At 63.8% G+C, this 22082-nt stretch carries 21 protein-coding genes; 11 read left to right on the forward strand and 10 right to left on the reverse strand.

All coding sequences use genetic code 11. The features are described 5' to 3' along the window. Positions 1-16 precede the first annotated feature (16 nt). From Q0L25_RS05430 to Q0L25_RS05440, 3 genes are read right to left on the reverse strand one after another with little or no spacing between them, the layout of a single operon-like run. Entirely contained in the window at positions 17-697 is a 681-nt protein-coding gene (locus Q0L25_RS05430) for an ABC transporter ATP-binding protein (protein ID WP_066591359.1), read from the reverse strand. Positions 698-702: 5 nt separating this feature from the next. Then, on the reverse strand, positions 703-2028 hold the full coding sequence (locus Q0L25_RS05435; protein ID WP_296612295.1) for an efflux RND transporter periplasmic adaptor subunit: 1326 nt from the start codon (positions 2026-2028) through the stop codon (positions 703-705). Further along, positions 2025-2249 (reverse strand): hypothetical protein, encoded by a 225-nt coding sequence (locus Q0L25_RS05440; RefSeq protein WP_066825277.1) that lies wholly within the window; start codon positions 2247-2249, stop codon positions 2025-2027. Before Q0L25_RS05440 ends, Q0L25_RS05435 begins: the two co-directional genes overlap by 4 nt. A gap of 307 nt (positions 2250-2556) precedes the next feature. On the opposite strand from Q0L25_RS05440, the gene Q0L25_RS05445 reads away from it, so the two are divergent. Together Q0L25_RS05445 and Q0L25_RS05450 are read left to right on the forward strand one after the other, a co-directional pair. Beyond that, positions 2557-3936: a sigma-54 dependent transcriptional regulator gene (locus Q0L25_RS05445; protein WP_296612300.1), complete on the forward strand. Its 1380-nt coding sequence runs from the start codon at positions 2557-2559 to the stop codon at positions 3934-3936. Continuing rightward, complete coding sequence (locus tag Q0L25_RS05450; RefSeq protein ID WP_296612301.1) at positions 3926-5242, forward strand: ATP-binding protein; 1317 nt, start codon at positions 3926-3928, stop codon at positions 5240-5242. Before Q0L25_RS05445 ends, Q0L25_RS05450 begins: the two co-directional genes overlap by 11 nt. A gap of 29 nt (positions 5243-5271) precedes the next feature. Here the strand turns inward: Q0L25_RS05450 and dinB are convergent, their stop codons facing one another. Beyond that, positions 5272-6342, reverse strand: coding sequence for a DNA polymerase IV (dinB, locus tag Q0L25_RS05455; protein WP_296612303.1), 1071 nt, complete (start codon positions 6340-6342; stop codon positions 5272-5274). Positions 6343-6442: 100 nt separating this feature from the next. On the opposite strand from dinB, the gene Q0L25_RS05460 reads away from it, so the two are divergent. The 3 genes from Q0L25_RS05460 to Q0L25_RS05470 all read left to right on the forward strand — a co-directional run bounded on the left by Q0L25_RS05460 (position 6443) and on the right by Q0L25_RS05470 (position 9541). Next, the gene (locus Q0L25_RS05460) at positions 6443-7939 is read left to right on the forward strand and encodes a S41 family peptidase (protein ID WP_296612305.1); all 1497 of its coding nucleotides are present in this window, start codon (positions 6443-6445) and stop codon (positions 7937-7939) included. A 97-nt stretch (positions 7940-8036) separates the two neighbouring features. Then, positions 8037-8795: an NUDIX domain-containing protein gene (locus tag Q0L25_RS05465; protein ID WP_296612307.1), complete on the forward strand. Its 759-nt coding sequence runs from the start codon at positions 8037-8039 to the stop codon at positions 8793-8795. Further along, complete coding sequence (locus tag Q0L25_RS05470) at positions 8792-9541, forward strand: extensin family protein (protein ID WP_296612308.1); 750 nt, start codon at positions 8792-8794, stop codon at positions 9539-9541. The genes Q0L25_RS05465 and Q0L25_RS05470 overlap by 4 nt, the downstream gene beginning before the upstream one ends. A 26-nt stretch (positions 9542-9567) precedes the next feature. Here the strand turns inward: Q0L25_RS05470 and Q0L25_RS05475 are convergent, their stop codons facing one another. The 3 genes from Q0L25_RS05475 to Q0L25_RS05485 all read right to left on the reverse strand — a co-directional run bounded on the left by Q0L25_RS05475 (position 9568) and on the right by Q0L25_RS05485 (position 11511). Next, the gene (locus tag Q0L25_RS05475; RefSeq protein WP_296612309.1) at positions 9568-10122 is read right to left on the reverse strand and encodes a hypothetical protein; all 555 of its coding nucleotides are present in this window, start codon (positions 10120-10122) and stop codon (positions 9568-9570) included. A gap of 227 nt (positions 10123-10349) precedes the next feature. Further along, complete coding sequence (locus tag Q0L25_RS05480; protein WP_296612867.1) at positions 10350-10616, reverse strand: hypothetical protein; 267 nt, start codon at positions 10614-10616, stop codon at positions 10350-10352. Between the two features lie 145 nt (positions 10617-10761). Next, positions 10762-11511 carry a Bax inhibitor-1/YccA family protein gene (locus Q0L25_RS05485; protein ID WP_296612311.1) on the reverse strand — a complete coding sequence of 250 codons (750 nt, stop codon included), beginning with the start codon at positions 11509-11511 and terminating at the stop codon, positions 10762-10764. A gap of 320 nt (positions 11512-11831) precedes the next feature. On the opposite strand from Q0L25_RS05485, the gene thpR reads away from it, so the two are divergent. Continuing rightward, positions 11832-12374 carry an RNA 2',3'-cyclic phosphodiesterase gene (gene thpR, locus Q0L25_RS05490; protein WP_296612312.1) on the forward strand — a complete coding sequence of 181 codons (543 nt, stop codon included), beginning with the start codon at positions 11832-11834 and terminating at the stop codon, positions 12372-12374. Between the two features lie 141 nt (positions 12375-12515). Here the strand turns inward: thpR and Q0L25_RS05495 are convergent, their stop codons facing one another. Then, complete coding sequence (locus tag Q0L25_RS05495) at positions 12516-13052, reverse strand: superoxide dismutase family protein (RefSeq protein ID WP_296612313.1); 537 nt, start codon at positions 13050-13052, stop codon at positions 12516-12518. A 132-nt stretch (positions 13053-13184) separates the two neighbouring features. Between Q0L25_RS05495 and Q0L25_RS05500 the strand changes: the two genes are divergently transcribed. Then, on the forward strand, positions 13185-14687 hold the full coding sequence (locus Q0L25_RS05500) for a DUF4403 family protein (RefSeq protein WP_296612315.1): 1503 nt from the start codon (positions 13185-13187) through the stop codon (positions 14685-14687). A 373-nt stretch (positions 14688-15060) separates the two neighbouring features. On the opposite strand, the gene Q0L25_RS05505 is transcribed toward Q0L25_RS05500, so the two are convergent. Continuing rightward, a complete protein-coding gene (locus tag Q0L25_RS05505; RefSeq protein WP_296612317.1) occupies positions 15061-16134 on the reverse strand; it encodes a hypothetical protein in 1074 nt (357 codons plus the stop codon). 91 nt (positions 16135-16225) lie between these two features. Here Q0L25_RS05505 and Q0L25_RS05510 point away from each other — a divergent pair, with 91 nt between their 5' ends. After that, a complete protein-coding gene (locus Q0L25_RS05510; RefSeq protein WP_296612318.1) occupies positions 16226-16585 on the forward strand; it encodes a hypothetical protein in 360 nt (119 codons plus the stop codon). Positions 16586-16683: 98 nt separating this feature from the next. On the opposite strand, the gene Q0L25_RS05515 is transcribed toward Q0L25_RS05510, so the two are convergent. Next, the gene (locus Q0L25_RS05515; RefSeq protein WP_296612320.1) at positions 16684-17391 is read right to left on the reverse strand and encodes a VC0807 family protein; all 708 of its coding nucleotides are present in this window, start codon (positions 17389-17391) and stop codon (positions 16684-16686) included. A 214-nt stretch (positions 17392-17605) separates the two neighbouring features. Here Q0L25_RS05515 and Q0L25_RS05520 point away from each other — a divergent pair, with 214 nt between their 5' ends. From Q0L25_RS05520 to Q0L25_RS05530, 3 genes are all read left to right on the forward strand, one after another. After that, entirely contained in the window at positions 17606-18319 is a 714-nt protein-coding gene (locus tag Q0L25_RS05520; protein ID WP_296612321.1) for a PDZ domain-containing protein, read from the forward strand. Between the two features lie 95 nt (positions 18320-18414). Further along, positions 18415-18804, forward strand: a complete 390-nt coding sequence (locus Q0L25_RS05525) for a DUF6632 domain-containing protein (protein ID WP_296612323.1) — start codon at positions 18415-18417, stop codon at positions 18802-18804. A gap of 289 nt (positions 18805-19093) precedes the next feature. Beyond that, positions 19094-21883, forward strand: coding sequence for a pentapeptide repeat-containing protein (locus Q0L25_RS05530; RefSeq protein ID WP_296612324.1), 2790 nt, complete (start codon positions 19094-19096; stop codon positions 21881-21883). Positions 21884-22082 lie beyond the last annotated feature (199 nt).

The following is a 22082-nucleotide window of genomic DNA, read 5'->3' on the forward strand; positions in this document are numbered from 1 at the left end:
CCAGACGAGATGAGGATCAGGCCGCGCGCCGGCGTTCCTGGAGGATGCGGCCGTCGAGCATGTTGACCACGCGGCTGGCGTAATCGGCATGCGAGGGCGAGTGCGTGACCATGACGATGGTCGAGCCCTGCGCATTCAGAGTCTGGAGCATCTTCATCACCTCCTCGCCGTGATTGGTGTCGAGGTTGCCGGTCGGTTCGTCGGCCAGGATCAATTTGGGCTCGGCGACGAGCGCACGGGCGACCGCCACGCGCTGCTGCTGGCCGCCCGACAGCTGGCTGGGGAAATGGCGGGCGCGGTGGGCGATGCCGACACGGTCCATCACTTCTTCGGTGCGGCGGCGGCGCTCGGCGGCGGGCACGGCATGATAGAGCAAGGCGAGCTCGACATTCTCGCGCACCGACAATTCGTCGACCAGGTTGAAGCTCTGGAAGATGAAGCCGATCGATTCCTTGCGGACATCGGCGAGCTTGGCTTCCGACAGGCCGGCGACTTCCTTGCCGTCGAACACATAGCTGCCGCTGGTCGGACTATCGAGCATACCCATCAGGTTGAGCAGGGTCGACTTGCCGCAGCCCGACGGGCCCATGATCGCGACGAATTCGCCCGGCATGATGTCGAGATCGATCGCGTCGAGCGCGGTGGTTTCCACGGTGTCGGTGCGGTAGGTCCGCGACAAGGCACGCATATGCAGCATCAGATTCACTCCTTCGCGTTCGAGAGGTCGAGCCGATCCTTGTCGGCGAAACCGGTATAGGGGCTGGTGATCACGCGCTCGCCGGCATCGAGCCCGTCGAGCACTTCGATGAAATCGGGATTGCGGCGGCCAAGCCGGACCTGGCGCTTGACCGCGCTGTTCCCGTCCGGGGCGACGACGAAGACATAGGCGCCACCACTTTCGTTGTAGAAAGCGCCGTTGGGGATCAGCTTGGCCGGCGCAGGGTCGCCCAGGGTCAGCTTCGCCTGCAGCGTCTGGCCGCGCTGTACGCCCTGCGGCTCATCACCGAGGAATTGCAGGTCGACCTGGAACTGGCCGTTCTGGACCTGCGGATAGATTTTCATCACTCTCGCGCGGAACGTCTTGCCGTTCCAGTCGACGCTCGCCGACTGGCCGACCTGAACGCGACCGAGATAGAATTCGTCGACCCCGGCCTGGAGCTTGTTGCGGCCCGGCGAGTCGATCTGACCGATCCGCTCGCCGCGCTGGAGCGATTGACCGATCTGGATCGAGAAGCCCGACAATTTGCCGGTGACCGGCGCCTTGAGGTTGAGCGCGTCGAGATTGGTGCGCGCGATGCCCAGGCCCGCCGACATCGACTTCATCGACGCCTTCTGCTGCTCGAGCTGACCCGACTGTAGCCGTTCATCGCTTGCCTGACTGCGCTGGAGCACGGCGAGGCGGCGCTGTTGATATTGGTAATTGTCGGTCGTGTCGTTGAACTGCTTGCCCGACACATAACCCTTGGCGGCCAGCGGCGCCTCGCGCTCGTACTGACGGCGCGCCGTGGTGAGCGCGAGCTGCGCATCGAGGATCGCGCGTTCGTTGGCGAGGCGAGTCTGCGACAGCGCGAGCTCCTGGCTGCGCATATTGTTGATCTGCTGCTCGACCTCGGTCTGGCGCGCGAGGGTCGAGAGCTGAAGCTCGGCATTGGAAAGCATCGCGATCGGCTGGCCGGCGACGACGTCGGTGCCGTCCTCGACCAGGACCTTGTCGACCCGCCCGCCCTCGATCGAGTCGATATAAACGGTGAGCAAAGGCGTGACCTTGGCGCGCAGCGGGATGAAATCCTCGAACCGCCCCGTCTGCACGGTCGAGATCGTCAGCCGGTTCTTGGTCACCGTCTGCGATCCAGCGCCTGGCATGAACCACCAAAACAGAAACGCGAGGATCAGCACGACGCCCGCGCCGATCCCGATCTTCGCATTGCGCGACAGGCCACGGCGTTCGACCACCTTGTCCATCTGGCTGCCGCTGACCGCCCGGTCAGTGGTCGCGGACGCCGCCGTCTTCAAAGAGGCGATATTCACGAACGCTCGCTCCCGATCTGCAGCAGGAATAAAGAGTGTCCGTTTCCGGACACGGGTGTCCGGAAACGGACAGTGTCGCTCTGGAGCGAGAAGGCGATCCGGACCGAGGAAATCTGGATCGCGGCGCTCCAGTGCGACGCCGGTTGAAAGAACAGCACCCAGCTCGCGCCGAGTAACACGAGCACCGTGAGGAGTTTGCGGTTGGCTGCCGTGTCTTTCATCGGATTTGTCCACCTTGTTGGTCTGCCGGGTACTCAGCAGGAAGCGTGCCAATTGGGGTTTTGGGGTGTTGGACAACCACAATCCTCCCCATCGCAGATGGGGAGGGGGATCAAGACGCGGAGCGGCTTGGTGGAGGGGAAAATGTCGAGCGTCATCCTCGCGGCTGCGCCGCTTCGGCCCCTCCACCCCTCGGCTCCGCCGAGCGGTCCCCCTCCCCACGCTACGCGTAGGGAGGATTGGGAGCTTTCACCTCTGGCACGGATTTTGATTGTCCGGTTCCGGACACCAGCTGTACGGAAGCGGGCAATGGCGACACCGGAATTCGATCTTTGCATCATCGTCGATGACGACGAGGACATCCTGGTGGCGGCTCGGCTCGCGCTGCGCGGGCTGTTTCGCGAGCTGATCACGGTATCCTCGCCGGAGCGCGCGATTGCCGCCACCGCGGGGCGCCAGCCCGACGTCATCCTGCTCGACGCCAATTTCGCGCGTGGCGCGACCGATGCGCGCGAAGGACTCGCCCTGCTCGACCGGCTGTTGACCAACGATCCTGACGCGATCGTGGTGATGATCACCGCGCATGCCGGGGTGAATGTCGCGGTCGAGGCGATGAAGCGCGGCGCGACCGATTTCGTGTCGAAGCCGTGGGAAAATGAGCGCCTGGTCCAGACCGTGCGCACCGCCGCCGCGCTGCGCCGATCCCGCGCGGCCGCCGACGCGCCCGCGCCGGCGCCGGCATCGTCGGGCACGGCTCGAGGGCCGTCGCCGCTGATCGGCAGCGCTCCATCGATGGCGCGCGTCCATTCGCTGATCGCCCGTGCGGCGCCGACCGAGGCGAACGTCCTGGTGCTCGGCGAGAACGGCACCGGCAAGGAACTGGTCGCGCGCGCGCTGCATCAGCAGTCGCACCGCGCCAACCGCGAGATGGTCACGGTCGACCTCGGCGCCATCGCCACCGAGCTGATCGACTCCGAATTGTTCGGTCACGTCAAAGGCGCGTTCACCGACGCGCGCACCGATCGCGTCGGCCGCATCCAGGCGGCCGATGGCGGCACCCTGTTCCTCGACGAGATCGGCAACCTGCCGCTCCATTTGCAGCCCAAGCTGCTGACCGTGCTCGAACAGCGCAAGGTCACTCCGGTCGGCGCGAACCAGCCGATACCGGTCGACATCCGGGTGATCGCCGCGACCAACATGACCCCGGCGATGCTGCGCGACGAGCGCCAGTTCCGCCAGGACCTGCTGTTCCGGCTCAACACGGTGGAGATCGACCTGCCGCCGCTTCGCGATCGCCGCGAGGACGTGCCGGCGCTGATCGACCATTATCTCACTCTCTATGCCGAGCGGTACAAGCGCCCGCGTCCCGAACTATCACCCCAAGCACTGGGAGCACTGGTGGCGCATGACTGGCCCGGCAACGTCCGCGCGCTGCGTCATGCCGTGGAGCGCGCGGTGATCCTGGCGGGCGATGGCCCGCTTGAGGCTGATGCCTTCGCCCTCGCCCCGACGTCGACGCCGCGGGTTACCGCGGAGCCGGCGGTGTCGGACCTCAATCTCGATCGGGTCGAGCGGCGGCTGGTCGAGGAAGCGCTGAAGAAGCACGGCTACAACATCTCGTCCGCCGCGCACGAATTGGGCCTGTCGCGGGCCGCGCTCTATCGCCGGATGGAGAAGCATGGGCTTTGATCGCCGCTTCGCGCTGATCCTGGTTGGCTGGCTGGTCGCCTGCCTGCTCGCATTGATCGCGCTGACGGTGGCGATCGCGACCCCGGGACTTGCCGCGGTCAGGATCGTCGCCGGGCTGTTGGTGCTCGCCATGGTGGCTGGCCTGCTTCACCATATCGACCGCACCAATCGCACCGTCGCGCGGTTTGTCGAGGCCTTGCGCTATGGCGATTTCTCGACCCGGTTCGACGGCCGCGGCGGCGCCGGGTTCGACACGTTGGGCGGAGCGCTCGACGCGGCGATGCGCGGGCTGCAAGCGCAGCGCGACCGAACGGTAGAGGAATTGCGCTTCCTCGAAGCCCTGACCGACGACGTTCCGGTGGCGCTGTTGACGGTGGATGCCGATCATGGCGTGACCTTGGTCAACAAGGCGGCGCGGCGTCTGTTCGCCGCGCACCAGGGCACCCGGCCGGAGGATTTCACCGTTTACGGGGAAACCTTCGCGGCGCGCCTGGCCGATGGCGCCGCGCCCGCCGCCGAATTGCTGTTGCTGCGATCGGCGGCAGGGCCGCAGCGTGCGATCGTCCGCAACGCTTCGCTCGAGCGGCTGGGACTGATGACGCGGGCGATCACGGTCGAGCCCGTGCAGGGGACGCTCGACGCGATCGAGATGGCGGCGCAGACCGACCTGGTCCGCGTGCTGACGCATGAGATCCTAAATTCGCTAACGCCGGTGACGTCGCTGGCATCCAGCACCGCGGAAGTGCTCGCCGAACCCGAGCCCGATCTCGATCTCGCGCGCACCGCCGCGGGGACGCTCGCGCGGCGCGCCGAAGGGCTGGAATATTTCATCCGCTCCTATCGCGCGGTCGCGCACGTTCCCGATCCCCGCCGGCAGCGGTTCAAGGCGGCGGCGTTCGTCCGCGACCTCGAACGCCTGTTCGCTGCCGAATGGCCCGACATCGCGCTCGAAACGGAGGTGACTCCCGATCTGGAGCTCGACGCCGATCCCGATCTGCTGGCCCAGGCTTTGATCAACCTGTTGCGCAACGCGGCCCAGGCGACGCGCGAACGCGACGCGCATCTGTTGGTCGAATTGAGGTTGCTTGGCGACAGCGCAGGGACGCGGATCCTGGTGTCCGACCGTGGGCCAGGTGTGCCGGAGGCAATGCGCAGCGAAATCTTCCTGCCGTTCTTCACGACGAGGGCCAAGGGAACCGGCGTCGGGCTCAACCTGGTACGGCAAATCGTCATCGCCCATGGCTGGACGATAGAGGTCGGCGAAGGTCCAGAGGGCGGCGCGGAGTTCAGGGTGTTCGTACGCTGAATAGAGCCCGCACCGAGTTCACGCTTAAATCAGCCTTCGGGCAAAAGATTTAGCTCCGGCTCCCCTGCCCCCTCTTTCTCCAATGTCGCCAGGGTCACGCCGACGAGCCTGATCCCGGCGCGCAGCGGAAACAAGGTCGCCACCAGACGCTCGGCCACCGCGATCAGGTCGGCATGGCTGGTAATCGCACCGCTCAGCGTCTTGCTCCGCGTGACGATGCGGAAATCGGCATAGCGCACCTTGACCACCACGGTCTTGCCCGTCGTCCGCGTGCGCTCGCACCATGCCCAGACCTGATCGGCCATCCGCCGAACCTGTTCAAGCACCTGATCCGGCGTGGTCAGATCGCGTTCGAAGGTGGTTTCCGACCCCGACGATTTGCGTGGCCGGTCGGGCGTGACCGCACGATCGTCCTCGCCATGCGCGATCTTGTGATACCACAGACCCGATTTGCCGAAATGCGCCTGGAGGAATGCCGGATCGCGCTCGCGCAGATCGGCGCCGGTGACGATCCCCAGCCGGTTGAGCTTCTCCGCGGTGCGTGGTCCGATGCCATGGAACCGTCCGACTTCCAGTCCCGCAACGAAATCAGCGCCGGTCCCGGGCGGGATGACGAACTGGCCGTTGGGCTTGTTGTGATCCGAGGCCAGCTTGGCGAGGAACTTGTTGTACGAGATGCCCGCCGAGGCGGTCAGCGCGGTCGCCTCGAAGATGCGCGCGCGAATCTCCCGCGCGGTGGCGGTCGCCGAGGGCAATTCGCGTAGGTTGGCGGTCACGTCGAGATAGGCCTCATCGAGCGACAGCGGCTCGACCAAAGGAGTATATTCCTCGAATATGTCGCGGATCTGGCGCGACACGCTGCGATAGACGTCGAAGCGATGCGGAACGAAAATCAGATCGGGGCATCGCCGCAACGCGACGACCGAGGGCATCGCCGATCGCACGCCGAACGTCCGCGCCTCATAACTCGCCGCCGCGACGACGCCTCGCCCGGTTGCCGATCCCACCGCCACCGGCCGGCCGCGCAGCGCCGGATCGTCGCGCTGTTCGACCGACGCGAAAAAGGCATCCATGTCGATATGGATGATCTTGCGTACCACAATGGATGAAATGACGCGGGCTCAGGCCCTTGGCAACCGTCGACGACCGGAGCAGGATGGCGCCGGCGCTCGCAGGGCGCGCCCAGTTGAGAGGGGTCGTATGAGAAATAGTCGTTTCGGCAGGGGCTTGAGCGCGGTCGCGGCGCTCGCGATGGTTTCGAGTTGCGGCGGCGGTGGCGGCAGCGGACCCGCCAGCGGCACCGGCGGCACCCCGACCCCCACGCCCACCCCGACTCCGACTGCGACTCCCACTCCGACCGCCGCGGGCTGCACGTTGCGCGAGCGCCAGGATTGGGCCTTCGCGCAGCTCAAGGAATGGTATCTGTTCCCCGACACGCTGCCGGCGAGCCTGGACCCCACGCCCTATACGTCGGTCGAGGATTATATCGACGCGCTGACCGCGACCGCACGCGCGCAGCACAAGGATCGTTATTTCACGTATCTGACCTCGATCGCCCAGGAGGACGCCTATTACAATTCAGGATCGAGCGCGGGCTTCGGCATCCGGCTGGGGCTGACCAGCACCAACCGCCTGTTCGTGACCGAGGCGTTCGAGGGTGGGCCGGCGCTGGCGGCCGGGATCGACCGCGGGACGGAGATCACGGCGATCGGTACCAGCAGTTCAAACCTGCGCTCCGTCAGCGACATCATGACCACATCCGGATCCGCGGGACTGAGCGACGCGCTGGGTCCAGACACCGTCGGCACGTCGCGTGTGCTTCGGATAGTGTCGTTGACCGGCGCGACCAGCACCGTCACGATAACCAAGACCGAATTCGCGCTCGATCCGGTGTCGAGCCGCTATGGCGCCAAGATCATCTCCGATGGCGGGCAGCAATTCGGCTACATCAACCTCAGGACCTTCATCAATCCGGCCGAGCAACCGTTGAAGGACGCCTTCCTGCGGTTCAGGACCAACGGCATCACCAACATCATCATCGATTTGCGCTACAATGGCGGCGGGTTGATCTCGGTCGCCGATTTGATGGGCGACCTGATGGGGGCCAATCGCGCACCGACCGACGTATGGGAATATATGACGTTCCGCCCGGAGAAATCGGCGAATAACAGCAACCACACCTTCACGCCGATGTCGCAGTCGATCGCGCCGACCAAGATCGCGTTCATCGGCGGCGGCGGCACCGCGTCGGCGAGCGAGCTCGTGATCAACGGTATGGTGCCCTATCTCCACGCCAATGCCGCGCTGATCGGCAGCAACACCTATGGCAAGCCGGTCGGCCAGATCGCGATCGACAAGACCGCGTGCGATGATCGCTTCCGCGTCATCGCCTTCGCGATCCAGAACGCGGCGCATAACGGCGCTTATTATGACGGGCTCGCCAGCTTCATGGAGGCGAGCTGCCAGGCGGGCGACGACATTTCCTATCAGTTGGGCGACCCCAACGAACAATCGACGCGCCGCGCGCTCGACTATCTCGAGGGCAAGAGCTGCACGCCGGTGACGGCGAGCGCCAGCGCGCCCGGGACGTCACCGCAAGTGAGCAAGGCTCAGCTGCCGGTGACCCAGCAATCGCGGCAATTGCTGACGCCCGATCGGCCCTCGACCCCGCAACGCGAAGTACCGGGACTTTTCTAGGATTCGGTAGCAGGCGGAGCTATCGCGCGGGCCAGCGTCCGCGGGGAAGGGTCGGCTAAAGGTTGCGGCAGGCTGGCTACGGGCTAAGTTGGCCGCAATGCCCGAAAGCCAGTCACCCATCCCCGCCGCGACCCTGGTCCTGATGCGCGATCGCGGCGGCATGGCGCCGGAGATCCTGATGGTCGAGCGTGCCAAGGCGATGGTGTTCGCCGGCGGCGCGCTGGTCTTTCCCGGCGGGCGAGTCGATCCGGGCGACCGGGCGCTGGCGGCCGAACTCAGTCGCGACGCCGAGGACGCGCCTGCGCGCATCGCCGCGATCCGCGAAACGATCGAGGAAGCGGGGCTCCCGGTCGGGCTCAGCCCCGCGCCCGATGCCGCGACACTGGCCGCGCTGCGCGAAGGCCTTCATGCCGGCGAAGCATTCGGATTGCTGCTCGATCGGCATGGCCTGTCGATCGATCTCGAGGCCCTGACCTGGTTCGCGCGCTGGTTGCCCGCGCACGCCCATATGCGGATCTTCGACACGCGCTTCTATCTCGCGCGCGCGCCCGAAAACGCCGCTGCGGCCACGGTCGACGCGACCGAGAATGTGCGCCTGTTCTGGGCGAGCGCGGCCGAGGTGCTGGCGGAGTGCGATGCCGGCCGCGCTACAGTGATCTTCCCGACGCGCCGCAACCTCGAACGGCTGGCGCAATATGGCAGCTTCGGGGAAGCGGTCGCCGCCGCGCACGCCTTTCCGCCGCGCACGATCACGCCATGGAGCGAAGAGCGCGAGGGCGTGCCGCATCTCTGCATTCCCGACGATCTCGGCTATCCGGTCACGAGCGAAATCCTGCATTCGGCGATGCGGGGATGACACGTCGCCGCAGGCGCCGTGCGCGCCGTACGCGCCGTGCCCGGGGGCGCGGCTGGATCACGCTCGCCGTTTTCGCCGCTGCGTTCGTGCTGGCGCTTGCCGTGCTTCATTTTCGTAACCGGCCGCAGGACCTGCCCTGGACGCCGCTCGACCTCGGCCAGCCGATCGGCCTGTTCACCGGGAGCAAGCTCGCCGCGCTCGACGGCGATTACCCGCAATGCCGGATGTTGCTCGAGCGCGCGGGCGTGCACTTCGCCGAACTCGAACCGATCGAGAAAGGGCAATGCGGCTATGCCGATGCCGTGCGCCTAGACCCCGGCGGCGCGCGGGCGATCGGGTTCGATCCGGCCAAGCCGGGCATGGCGTGCTCGGTCGCGGCGGCGCTGTCGATGTGGGAGTGGAACGTCGTCCAGCCCGCCGCCCTGCGCCATTTCGGCAGCCGGGTCGCGTCGTTCGAGCATTTCGGAACGTACAATTGCCGCCCGATCGCGGGCAGCACGCATCTGAGCCAGCATTCCTATGCGCGGGCGATCGACATTGCCGGGTTCGTGCTGGCGGATGGGCGGCGGATCACGGTCGCGCGCGACTGGCGGGGTGAGGACCAGAAAGCGGCATTCCTGCGCGAGGTTCGCGATGGGGCATGCGGGCTGTTTTCGACCACCTTGTCGCCCGACTATAACGCCGCGCATCACGATCACCTGCATCTCGACGAGCAGCCGCGCGGCGGGTGGCGGGCCTGTCGCTGAGCAGCATCAGGCCCGCCTGAGGACGTTCAGTTCGGCAAGGCCGCCGAGGTGTCGACCTTTTCGACCCAGGCCGGGAAGAAGCTCGGCTGACGGTTCGACCAGCCCGACGCGGTCGCCGCGGCCTCGCTGATCGACTGCAGCAGCTTGCGGCGCAGATCTGGATGCAGGTGCGGCAGCGCCGCCGCCGCGCAGAAGGCGCCGGGGAGCCATGGCCGGACTTCTGCACCGATCAGCCGCTCATAGAGAAAGCGATAGGCCGAGAAGGTGGTCAGCCGCCCCTGCCCCAGGTCGAACGCGGTGACCGTGATCAGCGGCGCCATGAAGATCTCGACCGAGTCGAGCCCGCTATCGTCGGGCACGATCGTGCGGATTTCGTCGAGCCGATCATAGACCCGCGCCTGGGCGCGAATCGACGCCGCCTCCACGGTATCGCGCGACCAACGCGACAGCGCGTCCTCTCGCTCCAGCCCGATATCCAGGCTGCGGCGCACGTAACGCTGCGTCGCTGCGGAGAAGCCCGCGAACTCCTTAATCTCGGCCAATGTCATCGCGCCGTCGGCCGGTTTCTTGCTGGCACTCATCTCGAACACCCCACCCGCTTACCAATGGAAGGGCATGATGCGCTCAGATGGTTAACGCCATGCTTAACGCGTCGTCGCCCTGCGTTCAGCATGGAATCATAGACCGTGTTGCGGCGCAACAAAGTTTGCGACGAAGCGAGGCCGACGCGCATATCTGTCGGCAAGTGAGGGTTTTGAGCAACGCTTTGTTACGTCGCCGGTATTCCCTGCCCACAATGGGCAGCGCTTCAGCTGTCCTGCTGGCGCTCCGCCTCCGCCGCTTGGTCGAAGCCCGAGGATTTGGGCGGCTCGCCCTTGTCGCCGGGCTGCGTCGCCGAGGGCGGGTCCGATGCGTCCATCGATTCATCGAGGCCGCGGTCGAGTTGTGCGTCCTCGTTTTCGGGATTCTTTTGCAGCCGCTTTTCGATCGACTTGTCCTGCCCGGCGTCCTGGCGAGGGTCTTGCGCGACGTGCTCGGCGCTATCCGCCTGTCGATCGCGATCGGTCGCTGGAATGTCGGTCACGTCACCCTCCTACTCGGTCCCGCATGGGGCCTGATGTTACGCAAACAAAACGTATCGACCGCGGATCGTGTTCCAACAAAAAGGCCCGGCGGATCGCTCCGCCGGGCCCATTTTCCGTTTCGCTGTCGCTTGCCGTTTAGTTGCGGTTCGAGCCGAACAGACGGAGGATGAACAGGAACATGTTGATGAAGTCGAGGTACAGGTTGAGCGCGGCCATGATCTTGACCCGCCCTTCATCCGACGTACCCGCGACATAGCTGTACATCGCCTTCGTCTTCTGCGTGTCCCAGGCGGTCAGGCCGGCGAAGATCAGCACGCCGAGCACGCTGATCACGAGGCCGAGCGGACCCGAATGCAGGAACATGTTGACCAGGCTGGCGACAATGATGCCGACCAGACCGATGATCAGGAAGGTACCGAACGCCGACAGATCACGCTTCGTGGTGTAGCCGTAGAGGCTCAGACCCGCGAAGCCGGCCGCGGTCGCAAAGAACGCGCCCGCGATCGACGAGGCGGTATAGGCGAGGAAGATCGTCGAGAGCGACGCGCCCAGCAAGCCGGCATAGGCCCAGAACAAAGCCTGAAGCGTGCCCGTCGCCATCCGCATCTGGCCGAAGCTCATCGCGAAGACGATACCGAGCGGCGCCAGCGTGACGATCCAGCCCAGCGCAGACAATCCGCCGGTCTGGAAATTGACCAGCGCGCCAATCGCGCCGGATGCATAGACGCCCATTGCGACGATGCCGGTCAGCAACACCGCCGAGGCCATGTAATTATAGACCGACAGCATGTACGACCGCAGCCCCTCGTCATACGCGGCGCCGCGCGCGTCGACCGCCGCGCCGAAGGGCGCCATGCCGGAACGAGGATCAGACCAATTGGCCATCGAAAACTCCTTTGCCCGGCCACAACGGCCGGATGCGGCCAATATCGTTGGTCCTGGTGCGCTATTCAAGCGAAACACGACACCCAGCAACATTCGGAAACAATCGAGGAATGGGGTAAGAGCCGTTTTCAGCTTTGCTGTGACGGCACCGGCCCGCTCCCCCACCCGACCTCCCATAGAATAAACTGGTTGGGTGGTCGGGTGGGGGAGCGGGCGCAGAAGCCCAAGGTTCCGGCGATGCGTAGCGTCGTTGGAATGGCTGCGGAGGGCGGCACCGCAATTGTTTCAGCTTTGCTGAAACAATTCTAAGCAGCTTGACCATGCATCGCCTGTTCGTCGCGCTCCGTCCGCCGCCCGATATTCGCCGCCGCCTGAGCGAGCCGATGGGCGGCGTCCCGCATGCGCGCTGGCAGGATGACGAGCAGCTTCACCTGACCGTCCGTTATATCGGCGAGGTCGACCGCCCGATGGCGGAGGACGTCGCGCTGGCGCTGGGCCAGGTCCATGCGGCGTCGCCGCGCGTGGCGATCCAGGGCGTCGGCGCGTTCGACAAGAAGGGCCGAGTCGATGCCTTATGGGCAGGCATCGCGCCGCAGGACGATCTGGCGCGGCTGCACAAGAAGGTCGACCAGGCGCTGGTCCGCCTGGGCCTGGCGCCCGAGGGACGTGCTTACCTGCCCCATATTACGCTCGCGCGCTTGCCGCGTGGTGCCGGCATGAGCCCGGCGATCGATCGCTGGCTGGCCGATCACGCCGCGTTTTCGAGCGAGCCGTTCGCGTTCACCCACCTGATCCTCTACGAAAGCCATCTGGCCGGCGAAGGCGCGCGCTACGAGCCGGTCGCGCGCTGGGCGCTGGGTTGAGCATCACCGTCATTCCCCAACGTCATCCCAGCGAAAGCTGGGATCTTGTCGGTCTGGGCGTGCGCTTGCGGCACAAGATCCCAGCTTGCGCTGGGATGACGGCTATAATTGCCCGATGACGCCTTAAATTCTGGCGATAGCCTACCCCTTCCCCAGCACCCCGCACGCCAGCCGCGCCCCGCTATTGCCCGACGGATCGGTCTTGAGGTCGTCGGCGGCCGCGTGGATCACCATCGCGGCGCCGTCGGCATCCATCAGCGCGTCGAAGCTGCCGCCCGCCAGCCGCGCGGTCAGCGTGCCGCGGCCGTCGGCGCCGATCATCAGATTGGGCATGTCGCCTTCGTGCGGCCCCTGCGGGTTCATCGATCCGTGCTTCATGCCGGTCGGGTTCCAATGCCCGCCCGCGCTCGCGAAATCGGGTGCTTCGCATTTGCCGACCGTATGCAGATGCGCGCCGTGCATCCCGGGCGGCAGGTCCTGTGCGTCGACCGAGACGCTGAGGCCACCATCGACTTCGCGCACCGTCACCTTGCCGACTTGCTTGCCCGCCGCGGTCATCAGCGTCGCGGTCGCGATCCGGCCCGCCGCCACGGATGGCGCTTCGGTGCTCGTCGCGTCGGTCGCGCATCCCGCCAGCACCATCGGTGCGAGCGCCATCATCGCCGCCAGTCCGCGCATCCCGTTTCTCCCTGTTGTCCGATCCCACAAGTATCGCGACGGCGCGATTGTTCCGCAAGCGCCGCACGCTGCGATTTTGCTCGAAGCTCGTCAGACCCATGCTATCGGAGCAGCCGACAGGGAGAACCAACAATGCGCGGCAAGTGGTTGCTGTTGCTGATGATCGCGTTGGCGGCCTGCGGCCGCGAGCGCAACGATCCGCGGCCGCCGCGGGTCGATACCGCGGCGGTCATGCCGAAGCTCGCCTCCACCCTGGTGGTGCCGGTCGACGTGCGCCTCGCCGACCTCGAAAGCGAACTCAACCGCGCCACGCCGCAGACCCTGTGGTCGATCGACCAGCGCGAGGAGAAATGCGTGCCGGCGCAACGGCTGACCGCCTGCGCGATCAAGCGCAAGGACGGCAGCTGCCGCATCGGCATCAAGAAACTGAAGGTCACGCCCGATCTGTCGTGCCGCATCGTCGGCCAGGTGACGCGCGGCCCGATCGCGCTGGGCGGGAGCGGCAGCACTATCGCCATCACCATGCCGGTCCGCGCCACGGTCAGCGCGCGCGACGTCGGCGGCATCATCAAGCGCGAGACCGCCACCGGCGCCGCCAGCGTCCGCGCAGTGGCGAAATTGGGGATGTCCCGGGCCTGGCAGCCGACCGCGACCGTGCGTATCGCCTATGACTGGACCAACCCGCCGGGCGTCACGATCCTGGGCAAGCGCATCACCTTCGTCAGCAAGGCGGATGCGAAACTGGCGGGCGTGATTGCCAGTCTCGAACGCAGCCTGCCGCAACAGCTGGCGAAAGTGCATGTGCGCGACCAGGTGGCGGCGGCGTGGCGTGGCGCCTTCAGCACGATCGAGCTCAATCACGACAAGCCGCCGGTATGGATGCGCATCACGCCGCAGCGTCTGGGAGTGCAGGGCTATAGCGTGCAGGGGCGCAACCTGTTGCTGACCGTCGCGGCCGAAGCCAATGCGGAAACTTTCGTCGGGATCAAGCCGGACGCGCCCAAACCGACGCCGCTGCCCCCCGCCTCTCCGCGGATCGGGCAACGCGGCCTCAGGTTCAACATCCCGGTCCTGGCCGATTATGGCGAGCTGGAACCGGTGGTCGAACGCGCGCTGGCCAAGCGCGCCGCGCGCGGCATCACCTTGCCCAAGCTCGGCGCGGTCGACGTCACCTTCGGCGACGTCACCATCTACGCGACCGAGAATGGCCGCCTGGCGGTCGGCGTGCCGGTCAAGGCGAAGCTGCGCAGCGGCTATCTCGGCGAACGCCATGGCGAGGTCTGGCTGACCGGCGTGCCGTTCAACGAGCCCGATTCCGAAGTCATCCGGGTCGACGGGCTGAAGATCGCGACACGCAGCGACAGCAAGGCGGTCGACCTGCTGGTCGCCTTGTTCACCGATCCGGAGACGGTCGGCGCGATCCAGGCCGCGCTGACCGAGAATTTCGCCAAGGATTACGATCATGTCCTGAGCGCCGCGCGCGGCGCGCTGGCCGAACGCCGCCAGGGCGATTTCCAGCTGAGCGCCAGGATCGATGAGGTCCATCACGGGCGGATCATGGTGACCGGCCGCGGCCTGTTCCTGGCGGTCGAGGCGCGCGGGGCGGCGAGCGTGCTGTATCGGCCGCGGCGGTGAGTGTGGAGAAACGGCTGGGGATGCTATCCGACCGTCACCCCGGACGCGTTCCGGGGTCCAACGGGAGGCCAGCGAGAAGCTCAAGGCTCATCGCATGCGCGCGCGGCACGTTGGATCCCGGCACAAGGCCGGGATGACGATGGAGTGAGGCACCTCTCGCGGCGCGCCAACATCGTCATCCCCGCGAAAGCGGGGACCCAGCTCCCAAGGCCGCGCCATGCGGCGCCGGCGCGTTTTCAGGCAGGTCCAGGAGATGGGCCCCCGCTTTCGCGGGGGTGACGGGAATTGGCCGAGATGAGGACGGGGTAAACCGCCTCCGCGCGAACCAACCTCTTAGCGCCTTAGCGACTTCGTGCGAGAAACTCAGGCGTCCTCACTCCCCCACCCGACACGCCCCGTCCCGCACGCCGCTGACGCTCCCCACCCCCAGCACGATCTTCGCCCGCCGCTCGAACGCCAGCGCCTGCCACCGGCCGCTATTCCCGACAGCCGTGCGGCTGCGCAGGAAGGTCAGGCTCATCAGCTCATATTGCTCGGGGTCGATCCGCCCGGCATCGATCAGGCAATTCCACGCCGCGACGTTCCACGGCCAGTCGTGCGCGATGCCGTCCGCGTCGATCGTCCGCGCCAGTGCGCCGTACCAGTCGATAATCGCGCGCAGCCGCGGCCAGCGCTCGGCCGGCGGCATCGCCGCCAGCTTGGCGCGGAGCCGCGCGATATCCTCATCGGCGGGAAAGCCGCCCTGCTGAACGCGCGTGTCGATCGCCCAGCGCACCTTGCGCATCGTGATCGGCTCGCCGGCAAAGATCCGCAACAGGTCGAGCCGCACCTGATCGAGCAAGGCGATATAGGCGTCGGCCTGGACCTGAAGCATCGCGTCATTCTCGAACAAGGCGGTCAGTTCGGCGGCGAGCGCGGGCGAGAGCGTGCCCCTGGCATCCTCCGCCGCCAGGATCGCGTCGCGGCATTTCTGCGCCACGGGCACCGCGCGGCAATCCTTCGAAAACAGCAACTTGCCGTATGTCGGCGCCAGTGCCTTGCGCGTGCGCTTGAAGTCGCGGCGATGCCGGAACTGCTTGCGCCACGCCACAAGCACGGGCTGCAGGCTGCCCGTCCCGAAATTCCACTGCGCCATCCCGACCGAGATCAGCTGACTGTCGAAATTGCCGGTCGGCGTCGCCCAGCAGCCGGAGGTCTCCGGGATCGACGTCTCATGCATCCGCGCGAAGATCGCCGCGCGGTCGAGCCCGATCTCGGCAAGGCGCGCGGCCGCGGCGGGATCGATGCGGATGGAGGGCGTGTCGGCAACAGGGCGACAGGGCGGCTGTTCCTGCGGCGGAGCCAACGCCACCGGCGGCTCGGTAGCGGCGGCCGGTTGTGTCTGCCCAAGCGCGGGCGAAGCCAAAGCAATCGACGCCGCTATCGCCGCCGATGCCCATGCTGGCACGCGTTTCTCCCGGGGTTCAGTCAAATGCAAATCCCGCCGGCCCGCTCATAGCCCGCTGGCAGTTGATCAGGCAGTGTCGTAAAGTGACGAAATGAGGCTGTTGCTTGCTTCGCTGCTGTTGCCGCTGATCGCGGTGCCGCATCCGTCGACGGGTAGTCCCCGAGGCGAAGCTTACGGCACCCGCGACGTGATCGTGATCGGCCGGATCGAGAATCTCGATTATCAGCTGGTTTACGATCCGGAGGATCTGTTGGGCCACGGCTGGATCACAGCACGCCTGCATGTAGCCCGCGTTTTGCGCGGGCATGTGCCGTCTTCCGTCCTGTCGGTGCGCTATTTCGCGCACTCGTACCGCTATGGCGAAGGCGACGTTCGGCTTCACCTGCGCAGGCGGAGCAAGGGCACCTACTTCATCTGCGCCGATGGCGGAGAGGGCGTCCGCTGTCGGTGAGTGGAGTTCCGTGGCAATCCCTGGCGACCGACAGGTCGTGCGAAATGCCATATAGCGCGGCGCATCTTTAGCCGGGCAATGCCTCCTGACCGCCGGCTTCACGGCTTAGCATCCGCCATTTCGCCGGCTCCTTGCGCCATCGCCGCCCGGCGCGCCTCCCCGCGGCGTCTCGCGCGCTGGGCGTAGAGAAAGGTCCATAGCGTCAGCGCGCCCATCGTCGCGTAGCCGACGATCGGGCCGACGATCAGGTACGTGCGAATGCTCAGCGCGAAGACCAAGACCACCGACACCGCGACATTGGCGAGCAGGCCCAGGCCCCAGACCAGGGTCATCACCGTCATCGTGCGGCGGAAACCGGCATGGACCCGGAGCGCCTCGAACGCCTGTGCCTCGTCGGCCGATTTGCGCATCATGCTCGCCCGCGCGAGCTGGTAGATCAGCGGCTTGCCGATCGCCGCCGAGCCGAGAAAGACGAGGGCGATCACTCCGGTGACGAGGTTCTCGCGCAGCTGCAGGAATTTGGGTCCGCCGCCGCCGATCATCGCCAGCAGCGACAGCACGATGCCGGCCACCACCAGCACCGACAGCGCGTCGACCCGGCGATGGCGCGCGAACTCGATCAGGCTCCACGCGATCGGCGGCGCCGACGAGAGGAGCAACGCCCGCACGTCGCCGAGCGGCCCCTCCGCATAGGTGTAGATCACGAACGGCAGGATGAAATTGACCAGTGCCTCGACGAGGATGTGGCCGCCGCTTGTGCGGAGCCAGGCCAGGATCCGCGCCCTCAACCCGATAGTCTCGTCCACTCGCGGCTTCCCTCGCTGTCGGCCGCCAAGGATAAGGCTGCGGGCGGAAGCTGCAAGATCGCGTGCTTCCGGCCGCATGGGCTCGGGCCCAGGGATCGGGTGTAAGGGTCGCGCGGCGCACCTTGCGGCGGGCGGACCGATGCGCGTAGTAACGGCCGTAGAAATCGGGGGATTTGGGAAAATGCGGCGTCTTATCCTGTGCTTGCCAGCGGCCATGTTGCTACTTGCGGCGGACAAGACGCCCGCACCCGACCCAGGACCGGATCCGACCTGGGAACGCGCGGTCCCGCTCGCCGAGGCGGCGATCAAAAGCGAGCTGATCGACCCGTCCTCGGCCCAGTTCGAATGGCCCTATAATTTCAGCAGCGGTTCGCTGAAGGGCCTGCTGACCAAAAGGCGCGCGGGCTGGATAACCTGCGGCTGGGTCAACGCCAAAAATCGCATGGGCGGCTATACCGGCAGGGTCTGGTTTATCGTGGTGATCAATAACGGTGTGGTTACCGACAGTGCGGTCGGCACCCCGGACGGCATCGACTATGCAAGTGCGACGTGCCCGAACCTGCTCAAGCAGGGTTTCCTGAAGCCGGCGCCGGGGCCAGTGCCGATGGCCGGAGCAACGCCGGCGCCCAGCCCCGAAGCCTTTGCCGCCGCCGCCGATGCGGGTGCGCGCGGCGCGGCGGCGCGCGGTGGGGTCGGCATTTCCTTCGTCCCGACGCCTTACGGGGCGATGATTGCCGCCGTCGCGCCCGGATCACCGGCGGAGACCGCGCAGCTGAAAGCCGGCGAAATGATCGAGAGCATCAACGGCATTTCGATCAAGGGTTTCGACAGCGGCACGATCATGAAGATGCTGTCCGGCTCGTCGGGCGACGTGGTGTTCGGCGTCGTGGGCGTCGGCCCCGTTACCATAAAGCGGCCCGCGAAATAGCGCCACGTCATGCCATCGCAACAAGCGCGGCATCCGGACATGGGCTTGCAAGCCTCCGCGAACAGGGTCAGCCTGTATGCCGGGAGGATCGTCCGATGATCGGCAAATATAGCCTGTTGCAGATTGCCCTGTTCGGGTTCGGGCTCGTGTCGTGCCTGCTCTATCCGCTGTCGATCGTCTGGCCGTCGGGCTGGTCGTGGCATGCTGGGCCGCCAATGGCGTCGCACTATTTCATGATGATCGTCGGCGTGTACGTGACGCTCGGCGTGTTCCTGATGCTCGCCGCGCGCAATCCCGCCGCCAACGCCTCGCTGATCTGGTTCGCCGTGGTGTCGAGCGTGGTGCACGCGCTGATCATGGCGGTGCAGGCAGCCGGCGATCCGATGCAGCACGGGCACTTGGTTGGCGACGTGCCGGCGTTGTTGGTGGGGGCGGTGGTGCTTGGGGGGTTGATGATGGCGCAGGGGCAGCGGCCCAGCGTTTAGGTTACGGGCAAAATTCAAGGCCGAGGGGAGTTATCGCCTTCCGCAGTAAATTTTGCGTCTATTGAATTTTCCCCGCAACCGCGGCGCACGCATTCAAGAGTTATGACACGTGCCACCGTAGTTCGCACCACAAATGCGCACTAATGAATGCATCGGACGCTCGTCACCGCGGTTCAAACGGGTATTTGCTATTACCGGGTGAAGCGGACGTCGCCAATCCGGATGCACTTCCATTGGACAGATCGATCTTCTCAGGAATAATGAGCAGGAACTAACGGGGGCAGAGCATTTGTCTGAATTATTCCAGTCCGAGCTAGGTGTTCATCTCAGCCGAGGGGTTAAACTTTCGGCAGGCTGGCGGGAGTTTGCAGCCAACGTTACCAGCGCCGCGATAGACTACGTAATCAAAGGCCCGGCGGACGCTGTATCCGGCGGTCTATCCGCCCTCGTAAAGCTCGCGACCTCGTTGGAACTCAGCTCAAATCCTGGCGAGAAAGCGTGGACGCTCGCAATTCTGGCATTCGCTTGGTCGATAGACCAAGTCAAGGATTCCGCCAATATCAATGCCGAAGACCTAAGAAATAGCCTTAACGAATCAATATCAACCTGCAAAGATGAATTTGATTCCGAAAGCATTTTTCTACCTAAATCCTTTCTTGAACGGCCTACCACTATACCAATTTATCAAATACTTCTGAGAGGTTTCTTGTCCTCCCTCGCATACAGCCCGAGCTCAACGGATGCCACCGAACTATCTTTTAAGATCGACGCCGCCTTTAACAGAGCCGTGTACGAAATGTGGTCAAGAAGGCCCGAGTTGTATACCCCAATAGCTGACGCCCTCAATGCTCCAGCCAGCGCCTCCGCGGAACTGTCATTAAACTGGACGGCCTACAGATCGCGATTAATATACGAGTTTGAAATACGGCCTATATTTGGTCAAGAAGAAACACGAATTTCTCTTTCCCAGCTCTATGTCCCTTTAAGGTGCACATGGAAAAAGGACGATGACGACGACAAAGACAATGATAGCGACGAAATTCACGATTCACCCATAGGAATTCTTGACGAAAAACTAAAGGATTGGCTGAACAACGATGATGCGTCGGACTGGATCAGATTAATAGGCGGTGGACCTGGCAGCGGAAAATCGACCACCTTAAAGTCCCTAGCTCGATACGCCGCGGACTTTGAGCGCTGGCGGCCATTATTCATACCATTGCAGCATATAAACCTTCAACGAGATTTGCGGGACGCAATCAATTCGTATTTCGTCGAAACTAGCGACAGCGCTTTTAATCAGCCACCTTTGACTAGGGCCTCTGCGGAAGACGGTCCGCCGCTACTCCTGCTATTCGACGGGCTGGACGAGCTCGCAGCGCCAAATGAATCGGCTAAGGATGTTGTAGGAGATTTCGCCAATCGCTTGAGCAGTTTAGTTGCAACGCTCGATGGCGGGGGGAAAAGGGTAGTGCGTGTCGTGGTAACAGGTCGCATGCCCGCATTTCAGGCCGCCCAGCGATATCTAATGCCGAGAAGCGATGGCGCTTTTGAAACCTACGGCTTCCTTCCAGCAGAGGAGATTTATGGCCAGAATCAAGAATTAAGAACATTAGATCAACGCCCGATATGGTGGGAGCAGTACGCCAAAGCGACCAATCAATCGACGGACATTCCGGAGGCCTTTAGGACGCCTAGACTAGCAGCAATTACCAGCGAGCCGCTGCTCTGTTACCTTCTCGTCCTCGCTGGTTATGCTACCGAGCAATGGGAACTAGCTGCCGACAACCGCAATCGTATTTATGCTGCATTGGTAAATTCAATCTACGAACGAGGCTGGGGTGATGGCGCGCAAAAGCGCCAGGGCGCAGGAAAAAGCCTCACCAAACACGATTTTAACCAGCTTATGGAAACAATTGCCTTAGCAGCGTGGCTAGGAGGAGATGCGCGGGTCGCGAGCGAAGAAATGTTTGACGCCGCCGTTTCGATAACCGGCACGGAAAAAGCTTGGGAAACATTCACAGCAGACAATGGTCACGATGTTACCAATTTAGCAATGAACTTCTATTTGAAGTCATCAGAAAAAAAGCAGAGAGGGTTTGAGTTTACCCATAAGAGTTTTGGTGAGTATCTAGCCTCTAGGGCAATAATCGGGATAGCCCGGGAGGTTTCCGATTTCTATCGAAAGAAACCGGATCACGCAGCTCGAGATTGGATGAATTCAACCAAATCTGGCGTTTTCAATGACGAAATACTAGCGTTCTGCATCGACGAAATGCGCCTAGCCATTTCGGATAAATCCGAAATTATATCGGTTTCAATAATAAAATCACTGAAGAATTCTTTTCAGGATTTAGCAGCAACGGTTTCTATCGACGGTTTTCCGGTTGAGTCTGATAGATCGAATTGGCGCCTGCGGGAAAAAGAACAGCGAACCGCAGAATGCGGGCTCTGGATAATTATAAACTCATGTGCAAGGGCTCTCGCCCAATCTACAGAACCCGAATCTGCATACGTCAGCATGAAGTGGCTGGAGGATGACGGATGGTCAAAATTGCTTCGTAGGTTGGGTCACGACCATGGCACAGGAGTGATATTCAGATGCATGAGTTACGTTGATCTGGAAGGGGACGCATTGTCGGAAATTTCTGCGACAGGATTGAACCTTGACGGAGCAAAGTTGAAAAATAGTGTTATATCTCGTTCCTATCTTTCCAACTCGTCTTTTGTTGATGCGGATATGGTCGATTTTCGTTTCTACAGGACGACGGTGTCAGGGGCAAATCTTTCGGGCGCGAATATTAAAGGCATTATAATTCATCAATCGATGGTTACTAGATTGACTATCTTACCGGATGAGATGTCACCTATTACTTTCTCGCCAGCTAGCTATTTTGCAATGGGTCGCGGTATGGACGAGCAACTGGATAGCAATCTCGCTCTCATGTGTAGTTCTTATTTTACTCGTGAATCTACGATCGATTTTGCTACACGTCGGCTAAATCGCTTGGAAAGCATTGGCGTTAGGGAAATTGAGGATTTAGTGGAAGACTGGAGAATTTACTCGGGCGAAGACTAGTGCTCGTTAAATTGTCGTCCGTTATAGCTAAAGCATCTAGGACACCCGGTACCTTTAACCGTACTGGTGACGTGGTTGCCGCGCCTATTTAACAGGGCGCAGGATGGGGCGCGGCAGACCAGCGATCGAAATCATCCTTACCCCACCCTTCCCCCACCCCCCTCCCCCTGCTATCGGCCCTCGCGACTCTCGCATTCGC

The organism is Sphingomonas sp. (assembly GCF_024508665.1).
GTDB lineage: Bacteria > Pseudomonadota > Alphaproteobacteria > Sphingomonadales > Sphingomonadaceae > Sphingomonas.